This is a genomic window from Porphyrobacter sp. THAI-01a (assembly GCF_056868655.1).
This window is the reverse complement of the sequence record NZ_CP180579.1, coordinates 20,477-34,961: the sequence shown is the minus strand read 5'-3', so window position 1 is coordinate 34,961 and position 14,485 is coordinate 20,477. Positions and strand designations below refer to the sequence as shown.

The 14,485-nt window shown below is 68.1% G+C and carries 13 protein-coding genes; 5 read left to right on the top strand and 8 right to left on the bottom strand.

All coding sequences use genetic code 11. From position 1 onward, the window contains the following. Positions 1–156: 156 nt before the first annotated feature. Complete coding sequence (locus ACMX37_RS00170) at positions 157–822, bottom strand: nicotinate-nucleotide adenylyltransferase (protein ID WP_483146963.1); 666 nt, start codon at positions 820–822, stop codon at positions 157–159. Positions 823–827: 5 nt separating this feature from the next. Continuing rightward, positions 828–2,123, bottom strand: a complete 1,296-nt coding sequence (locus tag ACMX37_RS00165; RefSeq protein WP_483146962.1) for a glutamate-5-semialdehyde dehydrogenase — start codon at positions 2,121–2,123, stop codon at positions 828–830. A gap of 284 nt (positions 2,124–2,407) precedes the next feature. Between ACMX37_RS00165 and ACMX37_RS00160 the strand changes: the two genes are divergently transcribed. Then, positions 2,408–3,508 (top strand): peptidoglycan DD-metalloendopeptidase family protein, encoded by a 1,101-nt coding sequence (locus ACMX37_RS00160; protein ID WP_483146961.1) that lies wholly within the window; start codon positions 2,408–2,410, stop codon positions 3,506–3,508. Positions 3,509–3,521: 13 nt separating this feature from the next. Beyond that, the gene (locus ACMX37_RS00155) at positions 3,522–3,890 is read left to right on the top strand and encodes a bactofilin family protein (RefSeq protein ID WP_088912834.1); all 369 of its coding nucleotides are present in this window, start codon (positions 3,522–3,524) and stop codon (positions 3,888–3,890) included. Between the two features lie 179 nt (positions 3,891–4,069). Here the strand turns inward: ACMX37_RS00155 and ACMX37_RS00150 are convergent, their stop codons facing one another. From ACMX37_RS00150 to ACMX37_RS00130, 5 genes are all read right to left on the bottom strand, one after another. After that, positions 4,070–5,746 (bottom strand): AMP-binding protein, encoded by a 1,677-nt coding sequence (locus ACMX37_RS00150; RefSeq protein WP_483146960.1) that lies wholly within the window; start codon positions 5,744–5,746, stop codon positions 4,070–4,072. Between the two features lie 135 nt (positions 5,747–5,881). Beyond that, positions 5,882–6,619: a DUF1013 domain-containing protein gene (locus ACMX37_RS00145; protein ID WP_088912836.1), complete on the bottom strand. Its 738-nt coding sequence runs from the start codon at positions 6,617–6,619 to the stop codon at positions 5,882–5,884. Between the two features lie 98 nt (positions 6,620–6,717). Next, on the bottom strand, positions 6,718–7,809 hold the full coding sequence (locus ACMX37_RS00140; RefSeq protein WP_483148431.1) for a glycosyltransferase family 4 protein: 1,092 nt from the start codon (positions 7,807–7,809) through the stop codon (positions 6,718–6,720). Between the two features lie 5 nt (positions 7,810–7,814). After that, the gene (locus tag ACMX37_RS00135) at positions 7,815–8,723 is read right to left on the bottom strand and encodes a UDP-2,3-diacylglucosamine diphosphatase (RefSeq protein ID WP_483146959.1); all 909 of its coding nucleotides are present in this window, start codon (positions 8,721–8,723) and stop codon (positions 7,815–7,817) included. 205 nt (positions 8,724–8,928) lie between these two features. Next, on the bottom strand, positions 8,929–9,555 hold the full coding sequence (locus ACMX37_RS00130) for a glutathione S-transferase family protein (protein ID WP_483146958.1): 627 nt from the start codon (positions 9,553–9,555) through the stop codon (positions 8,929–8,931). 98 nt (positions 9,556–9,653) lie between these two features. Here ACMX37_RS00130 and ACMX37_RS00125 point away from each other — a divergent pair, with 98 nt between their 5' ends. Beyond that, positions 9,654–10,634, top strand: coding sequence for a helix-turn-helix domain-containing protein (locus tag ACMX37_RS00125; RefSeq protein WP_483146957.1), 981 nt, complete (start codon positions 9,654–9,656; stop codon positions 10,632–10,634). Here the strand turns inward: ACMX37_RS00125 and ACMX37_RS00120 are convergent. After that, on the bottom strand, positions 10,625–11,653 hold the full coding sequence (locus ACMX37_RS00120) for an NAD(P)H-quinone oxidoreductase (RefSeq protein ID WP_483146956.1): 1,029 nt from the start codon (positions 11,651–11,653) through the stop codon (positions 10,625–10,627). The genes ACMX37_RS00125 and ACMX37_RS00120 overlap by 10 nt on opposite strands. Before the next feature lie 99 nt (positions 11,654–11,752). Here ACMX37_RS00120 and ACMX37_RS00115 point away from each other — a divergent pair, with 99 nt between their 5' ends. Both ACMX37_RS00115 and clpA read left to right on the top strand, forming a co-directional pair. Next, positions 11,753–11,956, top strand: coding sequence for a DUF1192 family protein (locus tag ACMX37_RS00115; RefSeq protein ID WP_088912840.1), 204 nt, complete (start codon positions 11,753–11,755; stop codon positions 11,954–11,956). A gap of 132 nt (positions 11,957–12,088) precedes the next feature. Further along, on the top strand, positions 12,089–14,446 hold the full coding sequence (gene clpA, locus ACMX37_RS00110) for an ATP-dependent Clp protease ATP-binding subunit ClpA (protein ID WP_088912841.1): 2,358 nt from the start codon (positions 12,089–12,091) through the stop codon (positions 14,444–14,446). The last annotated feature ends 39 nt before the right edge of the window (positions 14,447–14,485 follow it).

Sequence of the window (14,485 nt, the reverse complement as noted above, 5' to 3'; positions counted from 1 at the left end):
GTTGGCCGCACCGGCGGCGGCCTGCACGGCCCCCTGCGGCAGGGAGGCGATCAAGGCTTCGGTCATCGGCAATCGGGTATCTCCAGAGTTCGGGGCGATGAAGGCGTCCATCATGCAGGCGGGCCGGGGAGGCTGCCCAAACGCATATGGTGCGCCTCATGCGTCCTCCCAAGACCTGATGCTGCGGAATGTCAGCCGATCGCGCACGGGCGCGTCCTGATCCGGGGTCAGCAAACCTGCGGCCCACCCGGCATTGGCACGGCGGATGGCCGTGGCCGAGCGGTGATCCGGATCGAAACGCAATAACACCAGGGCCGGTGCGCTCCATTGCCCCCGTTTCCGAATGCTGGCGGCGGGCACGATATAGCGCCGGAGCCAGGCCATGGCGGGGCTCGTCATGGCTTGCGCATCATAGCCCGGCCTTGCAACAACCGCAATCGGCATTGTCCGCGCGATCCTCCGCCAGTCGCGCCAGAGGTGGAACTGGGCGAGATTGTCGGTCCCCATCAGCCACACGAAGCGCCGCCGCGGATAGCGCCGGACGAGCTTCCCCAGCGTGTCGACCGTGAAGCGCGTGGCAAGCTGCCGTTCTATCGCCGTGGGCACGATCCGCGCGCGGCGCGCCTGCTGCCGGGCCGAGCGCAGCCGCGCCTCGAGCGGGGCCATGCCCTTGACGGGCTTCAGGGGATTGCCGGGCGAGACCAGCCACCAGGTCTCGTCCAGCCCGAGCGCGTCGGCGGCGAACAGGGTGATGCGCCGGTGCCCGCCATGCGCGGGATTGAAGCTGCCCCCGAGAAGCCCGGTCAGGTAGGGTCGGGACATCGGGGTCAGGGGCGCGTTTGCCCGCTCCCGCGCACCTGCCACTTGTAGGTCGTCAGCCCCTCGAGCGCGACCGGCCCGCGTGCATGGAGCCGCCCCGTGGCGATGCCGATCTCCGCGCCCAGCCCGAACTCGCCCCCGTCGGCGAATTGCGAGGAGGCGTTGTGCATGACGATGGCGCTGTCGACCTCGGCGAGGAAGCGTTCCGCCACGCCCTCGTCGGCGGTCACGATCGCGTCGGTGTGGGCCGAGGAATGGCGGGCGATGTGGGCGAGCGCCTCCTCCAGCCCGTCGACCACCGCGACCGAGAGGATCGCGTCGAGATATTCGGTGTCCCAGTCGTTGGCGCTGGCAGGGATGACCCGCGCATCGAGCGCCTGTGCGCGGGCATCGCCGCGCACCTCGCAGCCCGCATCGATCAGCGCCGCCACCAGCCCGGCGCCATCGGGAAAGGCCGAATCGATCAGCAGCGTCTCCATCGACCCGCAGATCCCGGTGCGGCGCAGCTTGGCGTTGAGCGCGATGCTGCGCGCCATCGCCGGATCGGCGGCGGCGTGGACATAGGTGTGGTTGATCCCGTCGAGATGGGCGAGCACGGGAACGCGCGCATCGGCCTGCACCCGCGCGACGAGGCTCTTGCCCCCGCGCGGCACGATCATGTCGATAAGCCCGCTCGCGGTGAGCATCGCGCCAACGCAGGCGCGGTCCTGCGAGGGGACGAGCTGAACCGCCTCTGCCGGAACCCCGCCCGCCACGAGGCCCTCCACCAGCGCGGCGTGGATCGCGCGGTTGGAATGGACCGCCTCGCTCCCCCCCCGCAGCAGCGCCGCGTTGCCCGCGCGCACGCACAGGGCGGCGGCATCGGCGGTGACGTTGGGGCGGCTTTCGTAGATGATCCCGATGGTGCCGATCGGCACCCGGATGCGCTGGAATTTCAGACCATTGGGCTGTTCGCTACGGTCGATCACCTGACCCACCGGATCGGGCAGGCCGGCAACCGCCGCGACCGCGTCGGCGATCCCCGCGAGCCGCTTCTCGTCGAGCGCCAGCCGGTCGAGCATCGCGCCCGAGAGACCGTTCGCCCGCCCGGCCGCTACGTCCTTCGCATTGGCCTCGAGCACCGCCGGCGCGGCCGCGCGCAGGGCATCGGCGGCGCGGTGCAGCGCGGCGGCGCGGGCCGCGCTCGGCATCGCGGCGAGCGCGCGCTGGGCCTTGCGGGCAGCCCGGGCCAGCCCGGTTACGAGCGCTTCGGGATCGGCGGCGGAAAGGGTGGCGGTCTGCGTCATGAGGGACGGCTCTAGCACCGCCGCGCCCGCCTGTCAGGCCTCTCGCCGCAGGGGCGATTCGCCCAACTTGGGCCGAATCTCCGGGTGCGCGAGAGAGCCGCGCCCCCGCCCCTTTCGCTTCGCCGCGATTCCCTTTCGATTCACCTGCGAGCGCCACATAGGATTCGACCATAGGTGATCGGCTTGATAGCGGCCTCGCCCGGGGCATAGATAGAAAATCGGGGCCGCAATTGTCACACAGGAATAGCGCACAGGCGTGGGGGGACCGGCTGCGACAGTGGTTCCCGGATCGCGAGTTCTTCATGCGCGCCGACGGGCAGGTGCGCTTCATCAAGGTTTCTGCAAAGCTCCAGATGCGCGTCGCCGCCGGCGTCGTGGCGATGGCCTTCCTGTGGCTGGTGGCGCTCGCGGTGATGGCCTGGGGCCAGTATCGCGCCGAATCCGATCTCGCCTCGCTCGCGCTGGAAAAGGCCCGCGTGGCTTCGGCGAGCGAACGGCTCGAAGCCTATGGCGGCGATCTCGACAAGGTGGTGGACGATCTCCAGCAGCGGCAGGAATTCCTCGAGGAAATGGCACGGATGCTGCCCGAGGACATGGTCGCCGAGGGCGCGGCGACCGGCACGGTGAGCGATTCGACCGCCGCAGCGAGCGAGACGGTCAAGAAGGTCAGCGCCCTCATTCCGCAGGCGCGCGGCCTCGCCGAGATCGAGGCCCGCCAGATCGCCTTTGCCGAGCGTCTCACCCGTTTCGCCGATGCCCGCGCCCGCCGCGCCGAGGCCGCGATCCGCAAGCTCAATCTCGATCCCAAGTTCCTCAGCCGCCAGGCCCAGCAGGCGATGGGCGGTCCCTTCGAGGCGATCCTCGACGCCGACGACATCGACCCGCGCTTCGAGCGGCTCGGCCTCAGCCTGGCGCGCATGGCCGTGCTCGAGCGCGCGATGGACGGCATCCCGCAGGTCGTTCCCGCATCGGTCGAGAACATCACCTCGGGCTTCGGCTATCGCCGTGATCCGATCAACGGCCATGCCGCGATGCATTCCGGTATCGACTTCCGCGGCGCGATCGGCTCGCCGATCTTCGCCGCCGCCGAGGGCCGCGTGACCTTCGCCGGGTGGAAATCGGGTTATGGCCAGGCGATCGAGATCACCCATGGTAACGGAATGTTGACCCGCTACGCGCACCTCTCGCGCATCGGCGTGCGGGTCGGGCAGGAGGTTGCTGCCGGGGCCACCATCGGCGGGCTCGGCAACACCGGGCGCTCGACGGGGCCGCACCTGCATTTCGAAGTCCGCATCAATGATCGCGCGGTCAATCCGCGCCCGTTTCTGGAGGCCGCCCCCGATGTTCTCAAGGAAGTCCGCCGAGCCGGATCTGTCCAGCCCGCCGCCCGCGCGGCCCGTTAGCAGGAGCAGCACGATGGCATCGGGTTCGACCTTTTCCGTGATCGGCGCGGACGTGACGATCAAGGGCAACATCGGCGCCTCGGCCGATCTGCACATCGACGGCTCGGTCGAGGGCGACATCACCTGCGCCGCGCTGGTGCAGGGCGAGAAAAGCACCATCAACGGCGCCGTAACCGCCGAGAGCGCCCGGCTTGCGGGGCGCGTCACCGGCTCGATCACCGCGCGCGAGCTGGTGATCCTCAAGAGCGCCCGGATCGAGGGCGATGTCCATTACGACGCCCTGACCATCGAGCAGGGTGCTGAAGTCGACGGCCGCTTCGCTCCCAACGCCCGCCAGCCGGTGAAGGCCGTGCCGAGCGCGCAGGTCGAAGCCGCGGAGTAAGTCCGGGTCAGGCCGCCTGTCCGGTCATGGGCTGGGCGGCTCCGGGGGTGCCGCTGTCATCGCGCGGTCGTGCGATGGTGGTGCGATGGTCGTAGCGAGGCGGTTGCCGCGCCTTTTCCCCGCGTCACCGGCGCTTGCGGCGATGTTTCACGTGAAACATTCGGTGAACGGGAAGGCCTTCAGAGCACCTCGGCCCTCAGGGTCTTGCGGTCGAGCTTCCCGATCATCGTCTTCGGCAGGCTCTCGCGCACCACCACCATGTCGACCCGCTCGTGCTTGCCGATGCGGGAATTGAGCCAGCCCGCCAGCTCCTCGCCCGTGGCGGTCGCGCCCTCGTTCAGGGTGACATAGGCGCGCGGCACCTCGCCGCGATATTCCTCGGGCACGCCGATCACCAGCGCCTCCTTGACCGCCGGATGTTCGAGGATCACGTCCTCGACCACGCTCGGGAAGACCTTGAACCCGCCCACCGCGATCATGTCCTTGATGCGGTCGACGATCTCGAGGAAGCCGTCCGCGTCCACCCGCGCGACATCGCCGGTGCGCAGGTAGCGCTTGCCCTCGATGGTGACGAAGGTCTCCGCGTCGGTCTCGGGCCGGTTCCAGTAGCCGCGCATCACCTGCGGGCCGTGGACCGCCAGCTCCCCCGGCTCGCCCTGGGGTGCGAGCTTCGTCGGGTCCTCCTTGTCGAGCAGGATCACCTCGGTTCCCGGGATAAGCTGGCCGATGGTGCCGCGCTTGCGGGTGCCGTCATAGGGATTGGCCGAAACAACGCCCGCGCTTTCCGTGAGGCCATAACCCTCGCAGATCCGCACCCCCGTCACCGCCTCGAACCGCTCGTGCACCGGCCCCGGCATCGGCGCGCCGCCCGAGATGCAGACCTTGAGGCTGGAAAGGTCGGTCTTGGCGAGGTCGGGGTGGTCGAGGATCGCCTGGAACATCGTCGGCACGCCCGGGAAACCGGTGCAGCGATACCGCTCGATGGTTTCGAGCACCTGCTTGGTCTCGAAGCGCGGCACCATCGCGATCGAGGCGCCGGTGACGCAGGCATGGTTGAGCAGCGCGGTGTTGGCGAAGACGTGGAAGAAGGGCAGCGCGCCCATGAACACCTCGCCCGCCGGATTGCCGAAGGGGTTGAGCGCGGCGACCTGCTGGGCGTTCACCGAAAGCTGGTCATGCCCCAGCATCGCGCCCTTGGGCCGGCCGGTGGTGCCGCCGGTATATTGCAGCAGGGCGAGATCGTCGGGGGTCACCTCGACCGGCGCGGGCGCGCGGTCCGGCGTCATGTCGGCCCAGCTGCGGATCGCGGAACCATAGGCGACCTCGGCGATCTGGCTGCGCTTCAGCAGCTTGAGTGCGAGCCCCTTGTACCACGGCAGCATCTCGGCGAGGCTGCCGACCACCAGCGTCTCCAGCGCGGAGGCTTCCAGCACCTTCGACGCCGTCTTGTAAAGTTCCGGCACGTCGAGCGTCACCAGCACCTTCGTGCCGCTGTCGGCGACCTGCCAGGACAGCTCCTCGACCGAGTAGAGCGGCGAGAAGTTCACCACCACCGCGCCCGCCATCATCGCCCCGTAATAGGCGGCGGCGTAGATCGGCACGTTGGGGAGGAACAGGCCGACCCGGTCGCCCTTGGCGATGCCGAGCGCCTGAAGCCCGGCGGCGAAGCTGCGCGCCTGGTTGTGGATGTGGCTGTAGCTGTAGGTCCGCCCGAGGAAATGCAGGAACGGCGCCTGCGGGTTGCGGTGCAGGGTGCGCTCGAGCATCGCCGGCAGGCTCATCGGCGCGAACCGGCTGTCGAGCGGGACCGGATGGTGATAGGCGGCTTCGGGGCGGGCGATGCTACTGACAGTCATGTCAGTTAGTGTGGCGCACAATGGCTTGGCGCACAAGCGAAACTCGCGGAAAATTCGCGGTTTCCGCCGCCCCGCAAACAGCGTCGCCCCGGATCAGGTCCGGGGCGACGAATTGTTCCTTCGAAGCTCAGCTTCTCAGATGAACCCGCTCTCGGGGTCGATCTTCTGTTCCTCGGCCTCGGCGGCGCGGCGGCGGGCGAGCCAGGCTTCGGCCTCGGCTTCCTGCGCGGCCTCGCTGGCGGCCTTGGCCTGCGCGTCACGCTCGGCACGCAGTTCCTCGATCAGCTTCTCGCGATCGTTGCGCTCCGGCTTGCCGGCGGCGTCGGCGTCCTCGGTGATCCCGGCGCGCTTGGCCGCCTTGGCGACCATCGCGTCGAGTTCGCGCTGCGAGCACAGGCCGAGCGTCACCGGGTCCTTGGGGGTGATGTTCTGGATGTTCCAGTGCGAACGATCGCGGATCGCGCCGATGGTGTTGCGGGTGGTGCCGATCAGCTTGGAGATCTGCGCGTCCGACACCTCGGGGTGGTTGCGCAGGATCCAGGCGATGCCGTCGGGCTTGTCCTGGCGCTTCGACACGGGGGTGTAGCGCGGGCCCTTGGTGCGGGTCACCTCGACCGGGGCCTTGTGCATCTTGAGCACATAGGACGGGTCGTTCTGGCCCTTTTCGATCTCGGCCTGGGTCAACTCGCCCGAGTGGACGGGGTCGCGGCCGGTATACTTGCTGCCCGCAAGGTCATCGGCCATCGCCTGCACTTCGAGGATGTGGAGGCCGCAGAACTCGGCGATCTGCTCGAAGCTGAGCGCGGTGTTGTCCACCAGCCAGGTCGCGGTGGCATGGGGCATCAGCGGCTTGGGCTGATCCTTGGTCGCCATGGGGGAATCTCCGTTGAAAATGAAAGGGCCGCCCCTTTCGGAGCGGCCGTCTTGGAGTCTCAGATAGGCGAAACGGGGCGAAACGGCAAGAAATGGATTCAGAAAGCGGGCATGGCCTGAAGGCTGACTGCCTCTTCCTCCTCGAGCGCCACGAGCCCTGCGAGGAACTGCCGTGTCGCGGCCTCCCACGAGTAGCTTGCCCCGTAGGCGGCGCAGGCGGCGCGGTCGCAGTAGCGGGCGGCGTCGATCGCGCGGGTGAGGTCATCGTGCAGCGCGCCGACCTTGCTCGTCACGATGTCGAGCGGCCCCGGCACCGGGAAGGCGGCGACCGGGGTGCCGCAGGCAAGCGCCTCGATCATGACGAGGCCGAAGGTGTCGGTGCGGCTCGGGAATACGAACACGTCCGCCCCGGCATAGCAGCCCGCGAGCTCGACCCCGCTCTTCTTCCCGAGGAACAGGGCCTGCGGAAACTTCGCCTGCAGGGCCGCGCGCGCCGGGCCGTCACCCACCACCACCTTGGTGCCGGGATAGGGGCAGGCGAGGAAGGCCTCGATGTTCTTCTCCACCGCCACGCGACCGACATAGAGCAGGATCGGCCCTTCGATGCCGGCATATTCCGTCGGGGGCGGCGCGTCGGGCGAGAAGCAGGCGAGGTCCACGCCCCGGCTCCAGTGGGTGAGCTGGGTGAGGCCCTGTTCGCGCAAGCAGGCGCGGATCGTCTCGGTCGCGACCATGATCCGCTGCGCCGGGCGGTGGAACCAGCGGATATAGGGCCAGAAGACGCTCGCCGGAAGGCCGGTGCGGCGCGCGAGGTAATCGGGGAACTGGGTGTGGTAGGCGGTGGTGAAGGGCACCTTGCGACCGAGGCAATAGCGCCGCGCGGCAAAGCCGAGCGGGCCTTCGGTGGCGATGTGCACCGCCTCGGGCGCGATCCGGGCAAGCTGCCGCCCGACCGCACCCGGCGCCGTCAGGGCGAGGCGGATCTCGGGATAGGTCGGCGCGGGGATGGACGGGTAGCCCTCGGGGCTGATCACCGTGACCTGGTGCCCCCAGCCGCGCAGCACCTCGCAGGTGGTCGACAGCGTGCGGACGACCCCGTTGGTCTGGGGATGCCAAGCGTCGGTGACGATGGCGATCGAGGCCGGGACGGGTCCTCCCGGCTCGGCGCCGTCAGGAAGAATCGTCGTCAGGCGGTTCACGCCGCCTCCCGGGCCGGGCGCAGAGGCGCCTCGACCTCGACTGCGGCTTCCCCGTCGCGGCGCTTCATCTCTTCGGGCCAGTGCAGGATTTCCATGCGCCCGTCGTGATGCTCGACGAGGGCATTGCATCCTTCGACCCAGTCGCCGTCGTTCCAGTATTCGATCGGCCTGCCGTTGTGCTGGAAGGTGCGGAATTCGGCGGTGTGGATGTGCCCGCACACCACCCCGTCGACCCCCCGCTCGCCGGCGGCGCGGGCGACGACTTCCTCGTATTTGCCGATGAACTCGACCGCGTTCTTGACCTTGTGCTTGGCCGCCTTGGAGAGCGACCAGTAGGGCTTGCCCATCCAGCGGCGCACGGTGTTGACCGCGAGATTGCACTTCATCATCAGGTGGTAGGCATGATCGCCCACGAAGGCGAGCCAGCGGTGCGAGAGCATCACCGCGTCGAACTCGTCGCCGTGGAGCACCATCAGGCGGCGGCCATCGGCGGTGTCGTGAAAGGCGGCGCGGCGGATCTCGATCCCGCCGAAGTTCAATCCGGTGAACTGGCGGAACATCTCGTCGTGGTTGCCGGGGATGTAGACCACCCGCGTGCCGCGCCGGGCGCGCTTCATGATGCGCCACACGATGTCGTTGTGCGCGGCGGGCCAGTAGAACTTCTTCTTGAGACGCCAGCCGTCGATGATGTCGCCGACGAGGTACATTGTCTCGCTGTCGACGGAGTCAAGGAAGTCGATCAGCAGGTCGGCATTGCAACCCTTGGTGCCGAGGTGGACGTCACTGATCCAGACCGTGCGATAGGACCGCCGCGCGCGTCCCTCGGGTTCGGGGGTGCGCGGGCCGCCGAGCGGGAAGCTGGCGATGTTGTCGCTGATCAGGTCGTTGATTTCGGCACCGGTCATGAAGATCCCTCGCGTGTGATCTCTCGCGTCCCCTCCCCCATGACAGCGAAATGTTACAGCGGACTCACAAGCAAATGACGGTTTCGCGTCACTTTCCGAAAGGCAAAGGCGTCGAAGATGACCCTGTGCAACCTGCTGGCGACCAGCTTATGACCGCCGTGCGACAAATCAAGACGCTCGCACGCGGGTCTGCCGCAGCGCGGGGTCAGTCCATCGGGACGAAGCCGGGAAGCCCCTCGATCCGCGCGATCCAGCCGGTGACGTGCCGGTAATCGCCCAGGGCGAAGCCACCCTCGTCGGCGACATGGGTGTAGGCGAACAGCGCGATGTCGGCCAGCGTCGGGGCCGCGCCGCAGAAGAAGGCGTTGTCGGCAAGGTGCCGGTCCATCAGCGCAAGCGCCGCCTCCCCCGCCTCGTGCTTGTAGGGCAGGATGCGGCGCTGGTCGTCGGTGAGGTTCGCCTCGCCCAGGATGCTCATCCAGAAGCGCAGCGTCGCGACGTTGGGTTCGTGATTGTACTGCTCGAAGAACATCCACCGCAGCATATCGGCCTGCGCGATGCGCTCGGCCGGGATCAGCTCGGAGCCATGGGCGAGATACCAGCAGGCGGCGTTGCTTTCCGGGAGAAAGCGCGCTTCCGGGCCCTCCCCGATCTGGAGCACCGGAATGCGCCCGTTGGCGTTGATGTTCGCGAGGAAATCGGGCGTCCGCGTCTCGCCGCTGGTGATGTCGTACTGCCGGGTCGCCAGCGGCACCCCGAGCAGAGCGGCAGTGAGCTTGATCTTGTAGCAGTTCCCGCTGCGGGGATCTTCGTGAAGGGTCAGGGGGGCCATGCGGTGCTCTCCGGTGGTTGTGCTCGGGACAGTCTGTTGCTTCGGGCAGGCCATCGTGACAATTGGCCGGATTGCCATTCACAAAAAGGATTCTGCCAATGCACGCGCCAGCGCCCGGTGGGCCGATGGTTGTCGCACTCGGCTTCGACGGCGCGCCGATGTTCGAGCTCAGCCTGCCGGCCGAGATCTTCGGACTGCGGCGGCCGGAATTCGGTGCGGAATGGTACCGCTTCGCCCTCGCCTCGGTCGACGGTCAGCCGATCCGCACCTCGCAGGGCTGGAACCTCTCGGTCGATGGCGACCTGGCGCTGGTCGAAGCGGCGGACCTGATCGTCATACCGGGGTGGAAACCCGCCGACCCGTCCGTCCCCGAAAGCCTCCGCGATGCCCTGCTCGCCGCCCATGCCCGCGGGGCGCGTTTCGCCTCGATCTGCTCGGGCGCCTTCCTGCTCGCTGAGCTCGGTCTGCTCGATGGCAAGCGCGCGACGACGCACTGGCTCCACGCACCCCTGCTGGCGCGGCGCTATCCGCAGGTCACGGTGGCGTCGGACATTCTCTACGCCGATGGCGGCGCGGTGCTGACCTCGGCCGGATCGGCGGCGGGGATCGATCTGCTGCTGCACATCGTCCGGCAGGATTACGGCGTGGCGCGCGCCAACGCAGTCGCCAAGCGGCTGGTGCTCCCGGCACAGCGCGAAGGCGACCAGCGCCAGTTCGACGATTCGATGCGCGCGCCGCAGCAGACGGACCGGCTGGCGGCGCTGATGGCGCAGATCCTGTCGCGCCCTGCGGAGCACTGGCCCGTCAGCCGGCTCGCCGCAGAAGCGGGGATGAGCCTGCGGACCCTGGCGCGGGCCTTCTCCGCCCGGGCCGGCTGCGCGCCCGGCACCTATGTGCTGCGCGCCAGGATCGCCCGTGCGCGCGAGCTGCTCGAGACCTCGAGGCTGCCGGTGGAACGGATCGCGGAGCTATCGGGCTTCGGGTCGGCGACCAGCCTCCAGCAGAACTTCCGCAGGCAGCTTGGGTGCTCGCCGACAGCATACCGGCGCAACTTCGCGCCGGCCGAGGCTCACGCCTGATCGCCCGCGACCTCCAGCACGATCTTGCCGACATGTTCGCCCGCCTCCATCCGGGCATGGGCAGCGGCGGCCTCGGCGAGCGGGAAGGTCGTGTCCATCACCGGCGCAAGCTCCCCGTCGGCGAAGAGCGGCCAGGCGTTGTCGGCGATCTCGTCGGCGAGCGCGGCCTTGAAGGCATCGGAACGCGGGCGCAGGGTCGATCCGGTCAGGGTCAGCCGCTTCATCATCACCAGCGCCATGCTTAGTTCCGCTTTTGCGCCGCCCAGCACCGCGATGGTCACATGGCGGCCATCCTCGGCGAGGCACTTGAGGTTGCGCGCGACATAATCGCCCGACACCATGTCGAGCACCACGTTCACGCCCTTGCCCTCCGTGTGCGCCATCACCGCCTCGACGAAGTCCGTCTCGCGGTAGTTGATCGCGAGGTCCGCGCCGATGCGGGAGGCGGCAGCGCACTTGGCGGTGTCGCCACAGGTGACGATCACCTCCATCCCGAAGGCCTTGGCGAGCAGGATCGCCGTCGTCCCGATCCCGCTCGTGCCACCGTGGACCAGCACACGCTCCCCGTCGCGCGCGAGGCCGCGCTCGAACAGGTTGTGCCACACGGTGAACAGGGTCTCGGGCAGCGCGGCGGCCTCCGAGAGCATCATGCCCTCGGGTACCGGCAGGGTGTGCTGCCAGTGGGCGGCGCAATATTCGGCATAGCCCCCGCCCGGGGTGAGCGCGGCGACATATTGCCCGATCATCTCGCGCGGGACCTCGTTGCCGACCGCGACGACCTCGCCTGCAACCTCCAGCCCGAGCAGCGGCGAGGCGCCGGGAGGGGCGGGATACATGCCGGCACGCTGGAGGCAGTCGGGGCGGTTGACCCCGGCATAGGCAACGCGGATCAGCACGTCGTCCGGGCGCAGGCGCGGCAGGGGCGAGGTCTGGAGCTTCAACACCTCGGGGCCCCCGGGTGCGTCGAAGCCAATCGATTGCATGACCTCGGGCAGTTCCGCCCCGTTGCTCGCGACCATCAGCTGCGCCCCCAACCCCACAATTTAACCATCTTGCAGCTGCGAATAACCCTCTCGCCGATTGACAGCAAGCCGCTTGGGGCGGATGCTGCGGGCGCAATGGAAGAACCCGATCGCCCGCGGCCTGTCGGAGATGCAGCGAGTCGCCTCGCACGCGAGGACCTCGGCCCCTATTCGCAAGCCGAGCTGGACGAGCGGATCGCGCTGCTCGAAGCGGAGATCGCGCGGGTCAGGGCGCACAGTGCCAAGGCCGCCGCCCACCGCGCCGCTGCCGATGCGCTGTTCGCGAAGGGGCCGGGATGATCCGGACAGGGGCTTCCTTCGTATTGCCACACGGGGATTCGCAATTCCTGTCCGTCCCCCCATATTGTCGGAAAATGGCTCTCACCGTCCGCTCGCCACGGGCATCCTCTCTCCGCTGAAAAGGCCTCCCCCATGCCCAGCTTCGCCCAGAACCTCGAACGCACGCTGCACAACGCGCTCGGCAACGCGTCGGAACGGCGGCACGAATACGCCACGCTCGAGCACCTGCTGCTCGCGCTGATCGACGATGAGGACGCGGCGCAGGTGATGGCCGCCTGCGGGGTCGACCTTGCCGAACTGGGCGAGGTCGTGAAGCAGTATCTCGATCAGGAATACCAGAGCCTCAAGACCGAGGACGGCGCCGATCCGCAGCCGACCGCCGGCTTCCAGCGGGTGATCCAGCGCGCGATCCTGCATGTGCAGTCCTCCGGGAAGGATACCGTGACCGGCGCCAACGTGCTGGTCGCTCTGTTCTCCGAGCGTGATTCCTACGCGGTCTATTTCCTCCAGCAGCAGGACATGAGCCGTCTGGATGCGGTGAGCTACATCAGCCACGGCATCGGCAAGGGCGGCCGCCAGATCGAGAGCAAGACGCCGCAGGGCACCGACAAGGCCGAGGAAGCCGCACAGACCAAGGAGACGGGCGGCAACAAGAAGGAAACCGCCCTCGACCAGTTCACGGTCAACCTCAACGCCAAGGCGGAAAGCGGCAAGATCGATCCGCTGATCGGCCGCGGGCCCGAGGTCGACCGGACGATCCAGATCCTGTGCCGCCGTTCCAAGAACAACCCGCTCTATGTGGGCGATCCGGGCGTCGGCAAGACGGCGATCGCCGAGGGCCTCGCGCGCAAGATCGTCGAGGGCGATGTGCCCGAGGTGCTCGCCGAGGCGGTGATCTACTCGCTCGACATGGGTGCGCTGCTTGCGGGCACGCGCTATCGCGGCGACTTCGAGGAGCGGCTGAAGCAGGTCGTCACCGAACTCGAGGCGATGCCGAACGCGGTGCTGTTCATCGACGAGATCCACACCGTGATCGGCGCAGGCGCGACCAGCGGCGGGGCGATGGACGCCTCGAACCTGCTGAAGCCCGCGCTGTCGAGCGGCGCGATCCGCTGCATCGGCTCGACCACCTACAAGGAGTTCCGCAACCACTTCGAGAAGGACCGCGCCCTGCTGCGCCGCTTCCAGAAGATCGACGTGAACGAGCCGACCATCGAGGACACGATCAAGATCCTCAAGGGCCTCAGGACCGCCTTCGAGGATCACCACAAGGTCAAGTACACCCCCGACGCGATCAAGACCGCTGTCGAGCTCTCGGCTCGCTACATCAACGACCGCAAGCTCCCCGACAAGGCGATCGACGTGATCGACGAGGTCGGCGCGATGCAGATGCTCGTGCCGCCCAGCCGCCGCAAGAAGACCATCACCGCGCGCGAGATCGAACAGGTCATCGCGACGATGGCGCGCATCCCCCCCAAGTCGGTCAGCAAGGACGACAAGAAGGCGCTCGAGAACCTCGAACGCGATCTCAAGCACGTCGTCTTCGGGCAGGACGAGGCGATCACCCGCCTCGCCACCGCCATGAAGCTGAGCCGCGCAGGCCTGCGCGATCCGGACAAGCCGATCGGCTCGTTCCTGTTCAGCGGGCCCACCGGCGTCGGCAAGACCGAGGTCGCCCGCCAGCTCGCCACGATCATGGGGATCGAGCTCAAGCGCTTCGACATGTCCGAATACATGGAGCGCCACTCGGTCAGCCGCCTGATCGGTGCGCCTCCGGGCTATGTCGGCTATGATCAGGGCGGCCTCCTCACCGATGCCGTCGACCAGAACCCGCATTGCGTGCTGCTGCTCGACGAGATCGAGAAGGCCCACCCCGACCTCTACAACATCCTGTTGCAGGTGATGGACAACGGCCGCCTGACCGATCACCACGGCAAGACGGTCGATTTCCGCAACGTGGTCCTGATCATGACCACCAACGCGGGCGCGGCCGACATGGCGCGGCAGGGTATCGGCTTCGGCGACGTGTCGAAGGAGGATGCGGGCGACGAGGCGGTGAAGAAGATGTTCACCCCCGAATTCCGCAACCGCCTCGATGCGATCGTGCCCTTCGCCTACCTCGGCAAGAGCACCGTGGCGCGGGTGGTCGACAAGTTCATCCTCCAGCTGGAACTCCAGCTGGCCGAACAGAACGTCCACATCCAGTTCGACAGCGACGCGCGCGGCTGGCTCGCCGACAAGGGCTACGACAAGCTCTACGGCGCCCGCCCGATGGCCCGCCTGATCCAGGAGAAGATCAAGCAGCCGCTCGCCGAGGAACTGCTGTTCGGCAAGCTGTCCGAAGGCGGCGAGGTCCATGTCAGCATCAAGGACGGCAAGCCCGCCTTCGAGATGACCCCGGCCCCGCCCAAGGTGAAGCCGGTCAAGAAGGCGGCGGCGAAGAAGAAGCCCGCAGCCAAGAATCCCGCCGCCGAGACCGACGAGGGCTGAGGCAGGCCGCACGACATTCGGGGCGCGGGAGAGGAACCT